A 16,405-nucleotide genomic window follows, 5' to 3' on the forward strand; every position below is an offset into this window, starting at 1 on the left:
CTTCGCGGGGGTGCTCAATCAGGCAGACTAGCTGTCTTTCTTGCCTTCGTCGTTGAGGCGGCGCATGGTTTCTTCGGGCGTCTCGACGCGCGGGACCGTATTGTCGGTGGTACCGGCGGTTCCGGCGGTACCACCGGCGACGGTGCCCTCAGCGGTGCCGGGCGTCTCGGCGGTCAGCGAGGACGCGTCGTTGGGAACCACGGTGGGCTCCTCGGCGGCGACAACGGGCTCGACGATCTTGGTGACGGCCTGGCGGTGCACGGTGGCGGTGTTGCCCGGGGACAGTTCCAGCAGGACCTTGTTCTCTTCCTCGTCGATCTCGACGATGCGGCCGAACAGGCCAAAGCTCGTCATGACCTCGACACCCGGGGCAAACTTCGACTGGAGCTGCGCCTGCTGCTGCTGGGTCTTCTTGTTGCGGCGGAACATCATGAAGATGAAGACGCCGAGCATGGCGAACAGCAGGATGGTCATGATGTCGATGCCGCCGCCGGCCTGCGGCTGGGTCTGGGCAGAGATAAGTCCGAACACAGGGAAAGTTCCGTTCTGTACTTGCGTAGCTGGTTTTACAGCAACGTCCGCTTCGCTCCGGGCTGGCTGGCAGGCAAAGATGCCGCGCCGACGTCGGCCAGGTGCTGGCCGCGCGCAGAGACAAAGACCCGAACGTGCCGAGCGTCATACCAGTCTAAAGGGAAAACGTTGCGCAGCGGTGCTATTGACTATTACGGATCCATTCCGGATCGGCATGAAGGCCCGGTCCGGCACCGGTGTCCGGATCGCCGTCGTCGGCCGGGAAGAGCTCCAGCGGGTCCTGCGCGAACACCCCCGGCGGCACGGCGAAGCCCAGGTGCGTCCAGGCCGGCGCGAGTGCGATCCGCCCGCGGGGGGTGCGGCCCAGCAGGCCCTCGCGGACAAGATACGGCTCGGCGACGGTTTCCACCGTTTCGGTCTCTTCTCCGACGGCGATGGCCAGGGTGGACAGGCCGACAGGACCGCCGCCGAACTTGGTGATGAGGGCATCGAGTACCGCGCGGTCCAGCCGGTCCAGGCCCCGTTTGTCCACCTCATACATGTCCAGCGCTGCGGACGCGGCCCTGGCGTCGATCTGCTCGATCCCGTGCACCAGCGCCCAGTCGCGGACCCGGCGCAGAAGCCGGTTGGCGATGCGGGGCGTGCCGCGGGAGCGGCCCGCGATTTCGCTGAACCCGGCGGAGTTGACCTTGAGGTCCAGGAGGCCGGCGGACCGCCGGAGCACGAGTTCCAGTTCGGCCACGGCATAGAACTCGAGGTGTCCGGTGAAGCCGAAGCGGTCCCGGAGGGGCCCGGGCAGCAGGCCCGCGCGCGTTGTGGCACCGACCAGCGTAAACGGCGGCAGCTCAAGCGGGATGGCCGTGGCCCCGGCGCCTTTGCCGACCACGATGTCGACCCGGAAGTCCTCCATCGCCATGTAGAGCATTTCCTCGGCCGGGCGGGACATGCGGTGGATCTCGTCGAGGAAGAGGACCTCACCTTCGGAAAGGGAGGACAGGATGGCCGCGAGGTCCCCGGCATGCTGGATGGCGGGCCCGCTGCTGATCCGCAGCGGGGCATTCATCTCCGCCGCAATAATCATGGACAGCGTGGTCTTTCCCAGGCCGGGCGGGCCGGAGAGCAGCACATGGTCGGCGCTGCGGCCGCGCATGCGGGAAGCCTCGAGGACGAGGGACAGCTGCTTCCGGACCCGGTGCTGGCCGACGAAGTCGTGCAGGCTCTTGGGCCGGAGCGCGGCTTCGATAACCCGCTCCTCCGGCTCCTCTCCCCCGCCGACCAGGGACGGCTCAGCCACGGGCGCCTATCCTGTTCCCGGCACGGGCGCCGTCCTGGCCCAGCCAGCGCAGCGTGGCCCGCAGGATCTCGGCGACATTGCCCTTCTCGGCCAGACCCGGTGAATCGGCGAGGGATTTGTCGATGCTGGACGTGGCGTCCTTCTCGGACCAGCCAAGGCTGGTCATGGCGGCAACCACCTGCGGCTTCCAGACCGCCTCGGCGGATGCCTCCGGCGCCGCGGTGCCGGCGGGGGTACCGTGCGGCACCAGCTTGCCGGCGAGTTCCAGCACAATCCGGCCGGCCACCTTGGGCCCGATGCCGGGAACCTTGGTGAAGGCCTTCCCGTCGCCGGAGTGCGCGGCGACGCGGATGGCCTCGGGCTCGTGGACCGCCAGGACTGCCAGCGCCAGCCGGGGTCCCACCCCGCTGACGCTCAGCAGGACGTCGAAGACCTCGCGCTCATCATCTGTGCCGAACCCGAAAAGGGTGAGGGAGTCCTCCCGCACGATCAGGGACGTGAAGAGTTTGCCCTCTTCGCCGGTGCGGAGCCTGCTGAGGGTCTGCGGCGTGGCGTTGACGCTCATGCCGGCGCCGTTGAGGTCGATCACTGCGGAGGACAGGCCGACGTGCGCAACGGTTCCGCGGAGAAAACTGATCAAGCCGGGCTCCTGACAATTCAACTGAAAACAGTGTCTATTTGAGACAGCTATCTAAAACAGTGTCTATTTAAACGGTGTTTATATATACGGTGTCTATATAAACGGTGCCGGCCCAACCGGCTATCCGAACATATCTACGAATACCCTACCAAGCCCTGCGGCGGCACCGGCGGATATTCAGCGGGCACGCCGCGCTTTGGCTTCCGCGTCCGCCCAGGCGCGCTGGGCGGGGGTCAGGGACTGCCCGCCCGGCGCCGGCAGGCCTGCCCGCGTGGCGGACGTGCTGGAGGCGCCACTGCCGGCCCGCCAGGCGTGGGTGATGGCCAGCGCGAGGGCGTCGGCGGCGTCTGCGGGCCGGGGCGGGGCGTCGAGCCGAAGGATTTTGGTGACCAGCTTCGTGACGGCGTCCTTGTTGGAGGTCCCGCTGCCGGTGACTGCGGCCTTAACCTCCGACGGCGTGTGCAGTGCCACCGGGATGCCGCGCCGCGCGGCGGCGGCGATCACCACGCCGGACGCCTGCGCCACGCCCATGACGGTGCTGACGTTCAGCTGCGAGAAGACGCGTTCGACGGCGAGGACGTCGGGTTCGTGCCGGTCCAGCCAGTCGTCGATCGAGGTGGCGATGACCAGGAGCCGCTGGTCCAGGCTTTCCTCGGGTGAGGTACCGACGACGCCGAACGCCACCATGGTGGCACGTCGGTTCTTCTCGACGTCCACGACGCCGATCCCGCAGCGGGTGAGGCCCGGATCGACGCCGAGGACGCGAAGGGTCACTCTGCTTCCAGTGCGGCCTGCACTTCGTCGCTGAGGTCGGCGTTGCTGTAGACGTTCTGGACGTCGTCGAGCTCTTCGAGGGCGTCCACCAGCTTCATGAACTTCTTGGCGGCATCGACATCCAGCGGCACCTGCATGGAGGGCACGAATTCGGCTTCGTCGGTGTCGTACTCGATCCCGGCTTCCTTGAGCGCCTCGCGGATGGCCTGCAGGTCGGTCGGCTCGGAGTGGATTTCGAAGCTGTCGCCGTTGTCCTTGACTTCCTCCGCGCCCGCGTCGAGCACGGCCATGAGGACGTCGTCCTCGCTGAGGCCGTTCTTCGGCAGCGACACCACGCCCTTGCGGGAGAACAGGTAGCTGACCGATCCGGGATCGGCGATGGTGCCGCCGTTGCGGGAGATGGCGAGGCGCACCTCGGAGGCTGCCCGGTTCTTGTTGTCCGTGAGGCACTCGATCAGCAGCGCCGAGCCCTGCGGCCCACGGCATTCGTACATGATCTCCGTGTAGTCAACAACTTCGCCGGTGAGGCCGGCGCCGCGCTTGATGGCGCGGTCGATGTTGTCGGCCGGGACCGACGTCTTCTTGGCCTTGGTGACGGCGAGTTCCAGGCTGGGGTTGCCGGCGAGGTCCGGGCCGCCCATGCGCGCGGCGACTTCGATGTTCTTGATCAGCTTGGCGAACGACTTTGCCCGTCGGCTATCGAGGATGGCCTTCTTGTGCTTGGTCGTCGCCCATTTGGAGTGGCCTGACATGCTTTACGCTTCTCCTCTGATCATTCGAATAAACAATTCATGCACGCGCTTCTCCCCTGTCACTTCCGGGTGGAAGGAGGTGGCGAGCAGCTTTCCGGAACGCACAGCAACAATTCTAGCCGTCCCGGCCAGGGCCTCAGGGTGGGATGCCTTGGAAGGCTCCACTTCGGCGAGGACCTCCACGCCGTCGCCGACGCGCTCCACCCATGGTCCGCGGATGAAGACCGCATGGACGGGTGCCACACCGTTGCCGGTGGCGCTGAAATCGAGGCCCTTGAAGTCGAGGTCCGTTTCGAAGGACTCGCGCTGCCGGCCGAACGCATTGCGGCGCACCGTGATGTCGAGGCCGCCGAACGTCTGCTGCGGGTTGCCGTCGAGGTCCCTGGCGGGGTCCGTGATCTGGTCTGCGAGGAGGATCATCCCGGCGCAGGAGCCGTAGACCGGCAGCCCGTCACGGATGCCGCGGCGCAGGGGGTCGCGGAGTCCGAACGCCCGGGAGAGCTTGTCGATGGTGGTTGATTCGCCGCCGGGAATAATGAGGCCGTCCAGGCCGTCGAGTTCGGCCGGCCGGCGGACGCCGACGCCGGTGGCGCCGGCGTCTTCCACCGCGTGCAGGTGTTCGCGGAAGTCACCCTGGAGGGCCAGGACGCCGATCCGCAGGCCTGAGCCCACGCGGGATTCAGGCGTGGAAGAGGGGTTGGTCATCCGAACAGCATAGTGCTCCCGGCCCCTCCGTGAGGCATGCCGGGCCCCTGCCCGGCGGGCTTGCATGCCGCCGCTGGGATATATTACAAACCATGCTTTACTTCAGCGTTCCGCTCGGAAAGTTCGTTCGCCGGGTCTCCCGGCTCAGGGGCGGAGGCTCGGCCCTTCCCGGGCTGGTGGTCGAAAAAATCGATCCCGGATTCATGCGGAGGACACTGTCGACGCTGCCGCTGGGCGTCGCCGTCGTCAGCGGTACGAACGGCAAGACGACCACCACGAAGATGGTGGTGGAACTGCTGGAGAGCCAGGGCCTGAAGGTCTTCACAAACCGGACCGGCAGCAACTTCACCCGCGGCGTGGCCGCGGCCTTGCTCGGCGAGGTGGACTGGCGCGGCCGGCTGGACGCCGACGTCGCCGTCCTGGAGCTGGACGAGGCCCACGCGGTGCATTTCGTGAACCAGGTGCCGCCACGCTACTGCCTGCTGCTCAACGTCCTCCGGGACCAGCTGGACCGTTTCGGCGAGATCGATAAGACGGCGCAGCTGCTGCAGCACATTGCGTCGAAGACCACGGGCACCGTGGTCCTGAACCGGGAGGACCCGCGCGTCGCCCGAATCGCGGAAACGCTCAACCCTGCCACCGCCGCCGGCCCCGAGGTCCGTTACTTCGGCCTGGACGATTCGCTGCTGAGCACCTTCCCGAACGACGACGAGCTGCGCGCCGCCCCCGGCAGCCCGGTGCCGGCGGCGCCCGCGAAGCCGCACGCCGACGTCGTGCTGCGCCGGGTGGGCGCGGCGGACGCCGACTTTGAGTACGACGGCGTCACGGCAACGACGGCGATGAAGCTCCGGGGCGTGTACAACATTTTCAACGCCGCCGCCGCGCTGACCCTGGCCCGGGCGATTGCGGTCAAGGACGCGGGGACCGGACAAACAGGCGCGGACAACGCCGGGCTCCTGGAGGCGCTGTCCCAGGTGGCGCCGGCGTTCGGCCGCGGCGAGAGCCTGGTGGTCGACGGCCTGCCGCTGGACCTGGTGCTGGTGAAGAATCCCAGCGGCTTCCGGCTGGGTCTGAAGTCCTTCCCGGCGGCCGGCTACGCCACGATGATCGCGATTAATGACAACTATGCCGACGGCCGCGACATGTCCTGGCTGTGGGATGTTGAGTTCGACACCCTCCGCGACGGCGGCGTGGACCAGCTGAGCGGCTCCCGCGCCTACGACATGGCGCTCCGCCTGCAGTATGACGACGTGGCGATCGGGGCCGTGGACACCGAGATCGCTCCGGCCCTGGCGGCCTTCATCAGCGGCGCACGGGACAAGCCGAAGCGGATTTTCTGCACCTACACAGCCATGCTGGCGATCCGCCGCGAGCTGTCCAAAATCACCACAGTAGAGGTGGTCTCATGACCCCCCAGTCCGATTCCAGCCTTTCGTTCGGGCACGTCCTCCCGCCGGAGGAATCCCCCGCGCCCTCCAAAGGAACCATCCGGGTCGTGCAGCTGTATCCGCGCGACATGAACATCTACGGCGACTGGGGCAACGCCCTGGTGCTGGCCCAGCGGCTGCGCTGGCACGGTTACACACCGGAGCTGCTGGAGTACAACGTGGGCGACGAGTTCCCGGCCGACGTTGACCTGATTGTCGGCGGCGGCGGGCAGGACAGCGGCCAGCTCGTCATCCAGGATGACCTGCTGTCCCGCGAGACCGTGCTAAAGCAGCTGGCCGAGGACGGCACGCCCATGCTGGTGATCTGCGGGCTCTACCAGCTGTTCGGCAAGTTCTTCAAGACCCGGACGGGTTCCGTGATCCCGGGGATCGGCATCCTGGACGTGGAGACCAACGGCACCGACGAACGGCTGATCGGCAACGTGTCCGTGTCCTCCCCCGAGTTCGGCACAATCCTGGGCTATGAAAACCACAGCGGCCAGACCACCCTTGGCCCGGGCGTGTCACCGCTGGGAACCACCGCCAAGGGCACGGGCAACAACAGCGCCGACGGGCAGGAAGGCGCCCGCTACCGGAACATCGTGGCGAGCTACCTGCACGGCTCCCTGCTGCCGAAGAACCCGGCACTGGCGGACTTCCTCATCCGGACCGCCGTCGAACGCAAATACGGCAGCTTCACCCCCGGCGCCTTGGATGACACCTACGCGGTCCTCGCCCGCGAGCACGCCGCCCGCCGCCCGCGGTGAGCCGTCAGCCGCCGTCGGACTCGAAAACGCCGGAAACCGTCGGACGCGCCGGAACGATACGGCGACCCCGCGCGCTTCCGGCGACCGCGGGAGAGGAGCAGCGCGCGTTGATCCGGATTGACCGTGACAACCCCGGCCGGGCGGACGTCCGGCAGCTCCTGGCCGAGCACCTCGCGGACATGTTCGCGACGTCGCCCGCGGAAAGTGTGCACGCTCTGGATCCTGCGGCTCTTGCCGGGCCCGGGATCAGCTTCTGGACGGCGCGCGAGGACGGTGAACTGCTCGGGTGCGGGGCGCTGAAACAGCTCGGGACCGGCGCGTCCGGGGCCAAGCAAGGCGAGATCAAGTCGATGCGCACCGCCGCCCACGCGCGGGGACAGGGCGTCGCCACCCTGCTGCTGAACCACATCGTGGACGAGGCCCGGCGCGGCGGTTACGGCCGCCTCTACCTTGAGACCGGCAGCCAGGACTTCTTCAAACCGGCGCGCCGGCTGTACAGGCGGCACAGATTCGAAATCTGCCCGCCCTTTGTCGGCTACACGGAGGACCCGAACAGCGTCTTTATGACCCTGGCTCTGGACGCGCCCCGGCCCTAGGGCCCGGAGCCCGCGGTTGCCCGGCGGCTTCAGCTGCGGCCGGCATAGGCCAGCACGTCGCGGGCCATGCGCCCGCTGGAGGCGGCCCGGAAGTGGCCTTTCCCCTCGTACCAGACGAGGGTGCAGTCCGGGATCAGCCCGGCCGTTTCCGCCGCGGTGTCCCGGCGGAAAAACAGGTCGGTGGTGCCGCAGATCAGCAGCACGGGGCGCCGGATGAGCGGAAGCACCGCCCGGGAATCGAAGGTCATCTCCCCCTTTACCTCGGTGAGCACGTCCTGGGCGGGAAAGGCGGATCCACTGAGGAGCCGGCGGGTGATGATGGGCCCGATCAGCCGCCGCAACCACCACGTTCGCCGGCCCGGGAACATGTACTCCGCGAAGATGGTGCCGGCCCCGCGCGGGTCTCCGGCCGCCAGTGCCGTGGCCATCCGGGCATCAACGTCCTTGCCCCAGTCGCTCAGCTCAGCCGCGGTGACCACCAGGGCGATGTGGCCGAAGACGTCCGGATGCCGCGCGGCCAGGTACTGCCCCACCATCCCGCCAAACGACTCCGCCACAACGAGGTCCACACGCCCGCCGAACTGCTCGGCGATCAGTTGGGCGTAGTCGTCCGCCATGTCAGCGATGGTGTGCTCCGGCGGCATGCCCCGGCGGCGGGTGACAACCCAGACGGCGTAGCCGGCCTGGAGAAAGAGATCGAACTGGCGCCGGTATATTCCCCGCAGCATTCCCTTGGGAACCGTGCTCCCCGGCCCGCCCTGGATGAAGAGGAGCGTCTTGGAGCCGCTGCCCCAGGTGACATACTCCATGCCGTTGGCGAAGGTCCCCTTCCGGGGTTCCCGGTCCGCCGTCGATACTCTGCCCACGAAAAGCCTCCAGTCCGGGACGGGCTACGGTTCCGTAGTGATCAGCAGCTCGTGGGCTCCCGCAGCCGCGGCCCCCATCGACTCGACTACAGTCTGTGTGCGCTTGCGGGTGGCGGCGTCTGCCGCGGCACTGGCGCAGGTGCCCTGCGGAGCATCGGACGCCACGGAGCACCAGCGGTACGGTCCGCGGACCATCACCGACGGCGCCCAGGCCAGGTCGGAGGCGGTCCAGGTGCCGGCGTCGTCTTGGCTGAACTGGGCCCGGACCAGCAGCCCTTCATTGTTCACCACATAGTTCGGCGAAAGTTCGGTGATCCCGTTGCCCAGTCCGTAGACAATCCAGGTGCCCTTGTACTTCTCGATCGGCAGGACCGAGTGCGAGTGGTGGCTGTAGATCATGGTGAACTGGCCGCTGTCCGCGAGGGCGTGCGCGACCGATGTCTGCTCGGCGTTGGGGACACTGGAGTATTCGTCGCCGGCGTGCATCGCGGCGAGCACGATGTCGGCACCGAGTTCCCGGGCCTTTTTCGCCTTGGCGATCATCACCTCGGGGTCAAGCATGTCCACCTGCCAGGCGGCCTCCGGGACCTGCCCGTTCAGGCCGTAGGTCGCACTGATCACCGCGATTTTCGCCGCCGCCGTCGGCACAATCAGGATGCCTTCCGAGTCGACTTCGCTCCGGTAGGCACCCGTGTGCTGCAGCCCCGCAGCGTCCAGGGCGTCCAGGGTCCGGACCAGCCCGGCGGTGCCGCGGTCAATCGTGTGGTTGCTGGCGGTGGTGCACACCTGATAGCCCACCTGCCGGGCTGCCGTGAGAATCTGCGGCGGAACGTTGAATGACGGGTAGGCGGAGAACGGCCCGGCCGGTCCGGCCACCGGCGTCTCCTGGTGGCAGACCGCAAGGTCGCTCTTCTCGATGTACTTGCGCTGGCCCTCAATCAGGGGCCCGAAATCCAGTCCCTTGGCGCCCGTCGCCAGCGCGTCCGCGCGGGCCTGTTCCCAGAGCTGGGCGTGGACCAGCATGTCGCCGGTGACCACCACCGACGTGCACCGGACAGCCTCGCAGCCGGGCCCCTTCCCGGGGGTCGGAGTCGGCGTCGGGGTGGCGGTCGGAGTGCCCGACGACGGCGCCGCCGGGTCCGGGGTCTGGGCCGCGGCCGGTCCGGTGGTGGTGCCGCCGGCGGCGGCCGGAGAACCCGACGGGCTGCTGTCCGGGCCGGCGCCGATGCCGCAGGAGGCCACGGCGGCCATCAGGGAGACCGATGCAGCGGCGGCAAGAAGCCGTCCCCGCAGCCGGGAGGTGTTGGTACGCATGGCGCAATCCTACGGCGGCGGGGGCCACAACACGCTTAGCAGACCGTTGATGGCCACCCCTTTACATGAAAGAGTCATTTCATGACTAATCCCCTCATGAGCCCCAGTCCCCTGCCGTTCGGCCTGCCGCCGTTCGCGGACATCACCGCCGAACACTACGCGGAAGCCGTGGAGGCCGGCCTGGCCGCGCACCTCGCGGAGATCCAGGCAATCGTGGACACTCCGGAGCCCGCCACCTTTGAAAACACCGCGCTGGCCATGGAACGTTCGGGACAGCTCCTGCAGCGCGCCGCCGCGTCGTTCTTCACGCTCGTTTCCGCCGACGCCTCCGACGCCATCCGGGAACTTGAAACCACACTGGCCCCGAGGTTCTCGGCGCACCAGGACGCCGTGTACCTGAACCGGGCGCTGTTCGAACGGTTCGCCGCCGCCCCCACCGACAAGCTCGACGCCGAATCGGCGCGCCTGGTGGAGGAGTACCTCAAGGAGTTCCGCCAGTCCGGCATCCAGCTCGACGACGCCGGCCAGGAGCGGCTGAAGGCCGTCAACGCCGAGCTCTCCCGGCTCGGCACCGAATTCGGCCAGCGGGTGAAGGAAGCGATGAAGGCCGCCTCACTGCTGCTCGACGACGCCGCCGAGCTCGCTGGCCTGCCCGCGGACGACGTCGCCAGCGCCGCGGAGGCCGCCCGCACCGCCGGGCACGAGGGCAAGTACCTGCTGACGCTGATCCAGCCCAGCAACCAGCCCGCCCTCGCCGCCCTGGACAACCGGGACGTCCGCCGCCGCCTCTACGAGGCATCAATCGGCCGCGGGAGCGACGGCAGCGCCCTCGATGTCCAGGACCTGGTCAAGGACATGGTCCGGCTCCGCGCCGAGAAGGCTGCGCTGCTGGGCTTCGCCAACTACGCCGAACTCGTCGTCGACCAGCAGACCGCACCGGACTTCGCCGCCGTGCAGACCATGATGAACCGGCTCGCGCCGGCCGCTGTCCGGAACGCCGACGCCGAGGCCGAAGCACTGGCCGAGGTGGCCGGCCACCCCCTCGAAGCCTGGGACTGGGCGTACTACTCGGCGAAGGTCAAACGGGAGCGCTACGCGGTGGACGAGCAGGCCCTGCGGCCGTACTTTGAGCTGGACCGCGTCCTGCACGACGGCGTGTTCTTTGCCGCCAATGCCCTGTACGGCATCACCTTCCACGAGCGCCCCGACCTCGCCGGCTACCACCCCGACGTGCGGGTCTGGGAAGTCCGCAACGCGGACGGGACCGGGCTGGGCCTGTTCCTCGGTGACTACTACACGCGCGAATCCAAGCGCGGCGGGACCTGGATGAATTCCCTCGTGGAGCAGTCCGGGCTGCGTGGCACCCGGCCTGTGGTGATCAACAACCTCAACATCTCCAAGCCGCCGGCCGGCGAGCCCACGCTCCTGACCCTGGACGAGCTCCGCACCACGTTCCACGAGTTCGGCCACGCCCTGCACGGCCTGTTTTCCTCGGTCACCTACCCCCGGTTCGCCGGCACCTCCGTGCCGAGGGACTTTGTGGAGTACCCCTCGCAGGTCAACGAGATGTGGATTATGTGGCCGGAGGTCCTGGCCAACTACGCACGCCACCACGCCACGGGCGAGGCACTGCCGCAGGAGGTGGTGGACAAGCTCGATGCCGCGCAGCTGTGGGGCGAGGGCTTCGGGACCACGGAATACCTGGGTGCAGCCCTACTGGACCTCGCCTGGCACGTGCTGGACGGTTCCGAGGTGCCCGGGGATGTCCTCGAATTTGAGGCGAAGGCCCTGGCGGCGGCCGGTGTGGCGCACCACCTGATCCCGCCGCGCTACCGCACCGGCTACTTCCAGCACATCTTCGCCGGCGCCGGCTACGCCGCGGGCTACTACTCCTACATCTGGAGCGAAGTACTGGACGCCGAGACCGTGGAATGGTTCAAGGACAACGGCGGCCTCACCCGGGCCAACGGCGACTTCTTCCGGGCCGAGCTGCTCTCCCGTGGCAACAGCCGTGACCCGCTGGAGTCATTCCGGGCGTTCCGCGGCCGCGACGCCCGGCTGGAGCCGCTGCTGAAGCGCCGCGGTCTCGACTAACCCTCATCGGTTGCTCCGTACCCGCCCTTTTGGAGCGTCATAACGGCAGTTACGGAGCAATCGACGGGGGGGGAATAACGACGGCGGCCGGCCACCAAAATAGGTGACCGGCCGCCGTCGTGGTACGGGCTTGGTGCGAAGCGCGCCTAACTCGCTCGGCTTAATAAGACGCGCCTAACTCGCTCGGCTTAATAAGAGAGGGCGCAGAGGCTCAATGGCCGGGGCGCCCCGCGCCACGGCCATTGAGAAGCGCCCGAACAGTTACCAGCCGCGCTCGGCGAGGCGGTGCGGCTGCGGGATCTCGTCGACGTTGATGCCGACCATGGCCTCGCCCAGGCCGCGGGAGGCCTTGGCGATCTCCTCCGGGTCGTCGAAGAAGGTGGTCGCCTTCACAACGGCGGCGGCACGCTGGGCCGGGTTGCCGGACTTGAAGATGCCGGACCCGACGAAGACACCGTCGGCGCCGAGCTGCATCATCATCGCGGCGTCGGCCGGGGTGGCGATGCCGCCGGCGGTGAACAGGACCACGGGGAGCTTGCCGGTGGCGGCAACTTCCTTGACCAGTTCGTACGGTGCCTGCAGCTCCTTGGCGGCGACGTAGAGCTCGTCCTCGGCCATGCCGGCGAGCTTCTTGATCTCAGAGCGGATCTGGCGCATGTGCGTGGTGGCGTTGGAGACGTCGCCGGTGCCGGCCTCGCCCTTGGAACGGATCATCGCCGCACCTTCGTTGATGCGGCGCAGCGCCTCACCGAGGTTGGTGGCGCCGCAGACGAAGGGAATCGTGAAGTTCCACTTGTCGATGTGGTTGGCGTAGTCGGCCGGGGTCAGGACCTCGGACTCGTCAATGTAGTCCACGCCGAGGGTCTGGATGACCTGCGCCTCGACGAAGTGGCCGATCCGGACCTTCGCCATGACCGGGATGGAGACGGCCGCGATGATTGCCTCGATCATGTCCGGATCGGACATGCGGGACACGCCGCCCTGGGCGCGGATGTCGGCGGGAACGCGTTCCAGCGCCATGACTGCCACGGCTCCGGCATCCTCAGCGATGCGGGCCTGCTCGACGTTAACGACGTCCATGATGACGCCGCCCTTGAGCATCTCCGCCATGCCGCGCTTGACGCGGTTGCTGCCCGTAACGCTCTTCGCGGACGCGCCGGCTTCGCTGCTTACATCAGGTGTAGACACAAAAACCCCTATGGGTAGATAGATGACCTCGCCGGAGCGCGGACGGCACACAAATGCCGCTTCGCAGACACCGGATTACCGGATCCATTGGCCGGTAGTGCTAATACTAGTCCCCCGCCGCGCCGGGTCGAATTCGGGTTACACCCGCTGACAGGCCGGAGCGTCGCGCTCAGTCAGCCTGTCCGGTCGCGGTGCCCCCGGTCTCTTCGAGCGACTGGCGGCGCACGGTGACGATCCGCTGAATGATCGTCACGAGGCTCGCAGCGGCGAGGAGGCACAACGTGCCAAAAAGCACCACGGTGGGCAGGCCGATGCCCGTGAGGCCGGTGACCACCAGGACGGAGACCAGCCGCTCGGCACGCTCGGCGAGGCCCACGTTTGCCTGGAAGCCCAGCGCCTCGGCTTTCGCCCGGGCGTAGGAGACCACCATGCCCAGGACGAGGCAGACGACGGCGGCGATCGCGATCGGGGTGTTCTCCCCTCCGGTGAAGAACCAGATGGCGACGCCGGCGAACAGGGCGCCGTCGGCTATCCGGTCCAGGGTGGAATCCAGGAAGTTGCCCCAGCGTCCTCCGCCCTTTTGCATCCGTGCCATGATGCCGTCGATGACGTCGGAGAAGATGAAGGCCGTGATGAAGAGGGTGCCCCACCAGAGCTGGCCCAGCGGGTAGAACACCAAAGCGCCGACCACCACGCCGAGCGTTCCGACGATGGTCACGGCGTCCGGGGAGACTCCGATCCGCAGCAGCCAGCGGGCAAGCGGGGAGAACAGCGCGGTGAAGAAGCCGCGCGCGTGCCTATTTAGCATCCGTGGCCCCGGCGGCCGCCTGCCCCGCGCCGCTGGCCTGGGGCCAGGCGTCCGCCACCTGCTGGCGGACCTCGCCCAGGGTCTGGGTGATCGCCTTGGTCTGGGCGATGATCGGGAAGAAGTTCCCGTCGCCGCCCCACCGCGGCACCACGTGCTGGTGGAGGTGCCCGGCGATCCCGGCGCCGCCGGTCACACCCTGGTTCATCCCGAGGTTGAAGCCGGTGGGATTGGCGACCTTGCGCAGCACGCGCATGGCGGTCTGCGTCAGCTCGGCGAATTCGGCGGTTTCCTCCACGGTCAGGTCCGTGTAATCGGGGATGTGCCGGTACGGGCAGACCAGCAGGTGGCCCGGGTTGTACGGGAAGAGGTTCAGCACGACGTAGCTGGTCCGCCCCCGGTAGACGATCAGGGAATCGTCGTCCTCGCGTTCCGGCGCCACACAGAACGGGCAGTCGTCCACGTTCTTGAACTGGTGCTGCCCGCCCTTGATATACGCCATCCGGTGCGGGGTCCACAGGCGCTGGAACGCGTCCGGCACCCCGGCCAGGCCAAAGTCGTCGGTCACGCCGTCGTCCCCCGGATACTCCGGAGCGGCCCCTGTGGTTTCCTGCATGCCTGTTTCTTCCCTGTCCGCTAGCTGGTCCGGTTGCGGACGGCGTCGACGATCCGCTGTACGGCCTCGGCCACCGGCACGCCGTTGTCCTGGCTGCCGTCCCGGAAGCGGAAGGACACGGCGCCGGCTTCGGCGTCGTCCCCGCCGGCGATCAGCACGAACGGGATCTTGTCCTTGCTGGCGGTGCGGATCTTCTTCGGGAACCGGTCCGAGGATATGTCCACCTCGGCGCGGATGCCCGCAGCCTTGAGCTGGTCCACGACGTCGAACATGTAGTCGTTGAAGGCCTCGGCCACCGGGATGCCGACCACCTGGACGGGGGCCAGCCAGGCCGGGAAGGCACCGGCGTAGTGCTCGGTGAGCACACCCATGAACCGTTCCACGGAACCGAACAGGGCGCGGTGGATCATCACCGGGCGCTGGCGGGTGCCGTCCGCGGCCTGGAACTCGAGTTCGAAGCGCTCGGGCAGGTTGAAGTCCAGCTGGATCGTCGACATCTGCCAGGTCCGGCCGAGGGCGTCCTTGGCCTGGACGGAGATCTTGGGGCCGTAGAACGCGGCTCCGCCCGGATCGGGGATGAGCTCCAGTCCGGAGGCTTCGGCTACCTCGGCGAGGGTGCGGGTGGCTTCGTCCCACGTGGCGTCGTCGCCCACGAACTTGTCCGGGTTCTTGGTGGACAGTTCCAGGTAGAAGTCGTCCAGGCCGTAGTCCTTGAGCAGGCCCAGCACGAAGTTCAGCGTGGTGGTGAGCTCGTCCTTCATCTGCTCCCGGGTGCAGTAGATGTGGGCGTCGTCCTGGGTCATGCCGCGCACCCGGGTGAGGCCATGCACCACACCGGACTTCTCGTAGCGGTAGACGGAGCCGAATTCGAAGAGCCGCAGCGGCAGTTCACGGTAGGACCGTCCGCGGGAGCGGAAGATCAGGTTGTGCATGGGGCAGTTCATCGGCTTCAGGTAGTAGTCCTGGCCGGGCTTGCGCACGGTGCCGTCCTCGTTCAGTTCCGCGTCGATGTGCATCGCCGGGAACATGCCCTCCTTGTACCAGTCCAGGTGGCCGGAGACTTCGTAGAGGTGGCCCTTGGTGATGTGCGGGGTGTAGACGAAGTCGTAGCCGGCGTCGACGTGGCGCTGGCGGGAGTAGTCCTCCATGGCCTTGCGGATGATGCCGCCCTTGGGGTGGAACACCGGCAGGCCGGAGCCCAGCTCGTCCGGGAAGGAGAACAGGTCAAGTTCAGCGCCGAGCTTGCGGTGGTCGCGGCGTTCGGCCTCGGCGATGCGCTCCTGGTATGCCTTGAGGGCGTCCTTGGTGGGCCAGGCGGTGCCGTAGATGCGCTGCAGCTGCTGGTTGTTCTGGTTGGCCAGCCAGTAGGCGGCGGAGGACCGGGTCAGCGCGAAGGCGTTGGAGATCAGCTTGGTGTTGGGCAGGTGCGGGCCGCGGCACAGGTCGCACCAGATGCTGTCCCCGCTCTTGCGGTCCACGTTGTCGTAGATGGTGATGTCACCGGCGCCGACCTCGACGTTGACACCTTCGCCCGCTTCGGCGGCGTTGTTCTTCTTGCCCAGCAGTTCGAGCTTGTACGGCTCGTCCTTCATGGCCTCGCGGGCCTCATCCTCGGTGACCACGCGGCGGACGAACTTCTGGTTCTGGTTGATGATCTTCTGCATCATCTTTTCCAGGGTCTTCAGGTCCTCGGGCGTAAAGGGTTCCTCGACGTCGAAGTCGAAGTAGAAGCCGTCGGTGATGTAGGGCCCGATGCCCAGCTTGGCGTCAGGGCGCAGCTGCTGCACGGCCTGGGCCATGACGTGGGCGGCGGAGTGGCGCAGGACGTTGAGGCCGTCCGGGGAGTCGATGGTGACGCCCTCGATCGTGGCATCCTCGGGCAGCGGCTGGTCCAGGTCCTTCAGCTCGCCGTTGACGCGGGCCACTACGACGTCGCGGCGCTCAAAAAAGAGTTCCGCGCCGGTGGTCCCGGTAGTCACCTTGGTCTCTTCGCCATCGACGAGAAGGGTGATCTGCTGGGCATCTGACACGGGTGT

Annotated in this window: 16 protein-coding genes; 4 read left to right on the forward strand and 12 right to left on the reverse strand. The window is 67.6% G+C overall.

The window, feature by feature from the left end:
• Positions 1 to 27 precede the first annotated feature (27 nt).
• The 6 genes from yajC to pdxT form a co-directional block, all read right to left on the reverse strand.
• Positions 28 to 474, reverse strand: coding sequence for a preprotein translocase subunit YajC (gene yajC, locus ACTWQD_RS08425; RefSeq protein ID WP_443195879.1), 447 nt, complete (start codon positions 472 to 474; stop codon positions 28 to 30).
• A 238-nt stretch (positions 475 to 712) separates the two neighbouring features.
• Entirely contained in the window at positions 713 to 1,825 is a 1,113-nt protein-coding gene (gene ruvB / locus ACTWQD_RS08430; RefSeq protein WP_443195701.1) for a Holliday junction branch migration DNA helicase RuvB, read from the reverse strand.
• Positions 1,818 to 2,465 carry a Holliday junction branch migration protein RuvA gene (gene ruvA / locus ACTWQD_RS08435; RefSeq protein WP_443195702.1) on the reverse strand — a complete coding sequence of 216 codons (648 nt, stop codon included), beginning with the start codon at positions 2,463 to 2,465 and terminating at the stop codon, positions 1,818 to 1,820. The genes ruvB and ruvA overlap by 8 nt, the downstream gene beginning before the upstream one ends.
• A gap of 177 nt (positions 2,466 to 2,642) precedes the next feature.
• Complete coding sequence (ruvC, locus tag ACTWQD_RS08440) at positions 2,643 to 3,239, reverse strand: crossover junction endodeoxyribonuclease RuvC (RefSeq protein ID WP_443195703.1); 597 nt, start codon at positions 3,237 to 3,239, stop codon at positions 2,643 to 2,645.
• Positions 3,236 to 3,991 (reverse strand): YebC/PmpR family DNA-binding transcriptional regulator, encoded by a 756-nt coding sequence (locus ACTWQD_RS08445; RefSeq protein WP_066437608.1) that lies wholly within the window; start codon positions 3,989 to 3,991, stop codon positions 3,236 to 3,238. Before ACTWQD_RS08445 ends, ruvC begins: the two co-directional genes overlap by 4 nt.
• 3 nt (positions 3,992 to 3,994) lie before the next feature.
• A complete protein-coding gene (pdxT, locus tag ACTWQD_RS08450) occupies positions 3,995 to 4,696 on the reverse strand; it encodes a pyridoxal 5'-phosphate synthase glutaminase subunit PdxT (protein WP_443195704.1) in 702 nt (233 codons plus the stop codon).
• 92 nt (positions 4,697 to 4,788) lie between these two features.
• Here pdxT and ACTWQD_RS08455 point away from each other — a divergent pair, with 92 nt between their 5' ends.
• The 3 genes from ACTWQD_RS08455 (at position 4,789) to ACTWQD_RS08465 (ending at position 7,486) form a co-directional block, all read left to right on the forward strand.
• A complete protein-coding gene (locus ACTWQD_RS08455; protein WP_443195705.1) occupies positions 4,789 to 6,105 on the forward strand; it encodes a MurT ligase domain-containing protein in 1,317 nt (438 codons plus the stop codon).
• Complete coding sequence (locus ACTWQD_RS08460; protein WP_443195706.1) at positions 6,102 to 6,890, forward strand: type 1 glutamine amidotransferase; 789 nt, start codon at positions 6,102 to 6,104, stop codon at positions 6,888 to 6,890. The genes ACTWQD_RS08455 and ACTWQD_RS08460 overlap by 4 nt, the downstream gene beginning before the upstream one ends.
• Positions 6,891 to 6,997: 107 nt before the next feature.
• Positions 6,998 to 7,486, forward strand: coding sequence for a GNAT family N-acetyltransferase (locus tag ACTWQD_RS08465; protein WP_443195707.1), 489 nt, complete (start codon positions 6,998 to 7,000; stop codon positions 7,484 to 7,486).
• 29 nt (positions 7,487 to 7,515) lie between these two features.
• Here the strand turns inward: ACTWQD_RS08465 and ACTWQD_RS08470 are convergent, their stop codons facing one another.
• Positions 7,516 to 8,352 (reverse strand): alpha/beta fold hydrolase, encoded by an 837-nt coding sequence (locus ACTWQD_RS08470; protein ID WP_443195708.1) that lies wholly within the window; start codon positions 8,350 to 8,352, stop codon positions 7,516 to 7,518.
• 24 nt (positions 8,353 to 8,376) lie between these two features.
• A complete protein-coding gene (locus tag ACTWQD_RS08475) occupies positions 8,377 to 9,666 on the reverse strand; it encodes a CapA family protein (protein ID WP_443195709.1) in 1,290 nt (429 codons plus the stop codon).
• 81 nt (positions 9,667 to 9,747) lie between these two features.
• Between ACTWQD_RS08475 and ACTWQD_RS08480 the strand changes: the two genes are divergently transcribed.
• Positions 9,748 to 11,760 (forward strand): M3 family metallopeptidase, encoded by a 2,013-nt coding sequence (locus ACTWQD_RS08480; RefSeq protein ID WP_443195710.1) that lies wholly within the window; start codon positions 9,748 to 9,750, stop codon positions 11,758 to 11,760.
• Between the two features lie 261 nt (positions 11,761 to 12,021).
• Here ACTWQD_RS08480 and pdxS read toward each other — a convergent pair whose 3' ends face one another.
• The 4 genes from pdxS to thrS all read right to left on the reverse strand — a co-directional run bounded on the left by pdxS (position 12,022) and on the right by thrS (position 16,399).
• Positions 12,022 to 12,948 carry a pyridoxal 5'-phosphate synthase lyase subunit PdxS gene (gene pdxS / locus ACTWQD_RS08485; RefSeq protein WP_443195711.1) on the reverse strand — a complete coding sequence of 309 codons (927 nt, stop codon included), beginning with the start codon at positions 12,946 to 12,948 and terminating at the stop codon, positions 12,022 to 12,024.
• Positions 12,949 to 13,117: 169 nt separating this feature from the next.
• Positions 13,118 to 13,756, reverse strand: coding sequence for a phosphatidylinositol phosphate synthase (pgsA, locus tag ACTWQD_RS08490; protein ID WP_443195712.1), 639 nt, complete (start codon positions 13,754 to 13,756; stop codon positions 13,118 to 13,120).
• Entirely contained in the window at positions 13,746 to 14,369 is a 624-nt protein-coding gene (locus ACTWQD_RS08495; RefSeq protein WP_443195713.1) for an HIT family protein, read from the reverse strand. Before ACTWQD_RS08495 ends, pgsA begins: the two co-directional genes overlap by 11 nt.
• A 20-nt stretch (positions 14,370 to 14,389) precedes the next feature.
• Positions 14,390 to 16,399, reverse strand: a complete 2,010-nt coding sequence (gene thrS, locus ACTWQD_RS08500; RefSeq protein WP_443195714.1) for a threonine--tRNA ligase — start codon at positions 16,397 to 16,399, stop codon at positions 14,390 to 14,392.
• Positions 16,400 to 16,405: the final 6 nt, after the last annotated feature.

The sequence above is a fragment of the Pseudarthrobacter sp. 1C304 genome, assembly GCF_052245515.1.
Taxonomy (GTDB): domain Bacteria; phylum Actinomycetota; class Actinomycetes; order Actinomycetales; family Micrococcaceae; genus Arthrobacter.

Coding starts and splice junctions, on each gene's coding strand:
- yajC (WP_443195879.1), bottom strand. CDS start 474: ATGACCATCCTGCTGTTCGCCATGCTCGGCGTCTTCATCTTCATGATG.
- ACTWQD_RS08445 (WP_066437608.1), bottom strand. CDS start 3,991: ATGTCAGGCCACTCCAAATGGGCGACGACCAAGCACAAGAAGGCCATC.
- pdxT (WP_443195704.1), bottom strand. CDS start 4,696: ATGACCAACCCCTCTTCCACGCCTGAATCCCGCGTGGGCTCAGGCCTG.
- ACTWQD_RS08455 (WP_443195705.1), top strand. CDS start 4,789: ATGCTTTACTTCAGCGTTCCGCTCGGAAAGTTCGTTCGCCGGGTCTCC.
- ACTWQD_RS08460 (WP_443195706.1), top strand. CDS start 6,102: ATGACCCCCCAGTCCGATTCCAGCCTTTCGTTCGGGCACGTCCTCCCG.
- ACTWQD_RS08475 (WP_443195709.1), bottom strand. CDS start 9,666: ATGCGTACCAACACCTCCCGGCTGCGGGGACGGCTTCTTGCCGCCGCT.
- ACTWQD_RS08480 (WP_443195710.1), top strand. CDS start 9,748: ATGACTAATCCCCTCATGAGCCCCAGTCCCCTGCCGTTCGGCCTGCCG.
- pgsA (WP_443195712.1), bottom strand. CDS start 13,756: ATGCTAAATAGGCACGCGCGCGGCTTCTTCACCGCGCTGTTCTCCCCG.
- ACTWQD_RS08495 (WP_443195713.1), bottom strand. CDS start 14,369: ATGCAGGAAACCACAGGGGCCGCTCCGGAGTATCCGGGGGACGACGGC.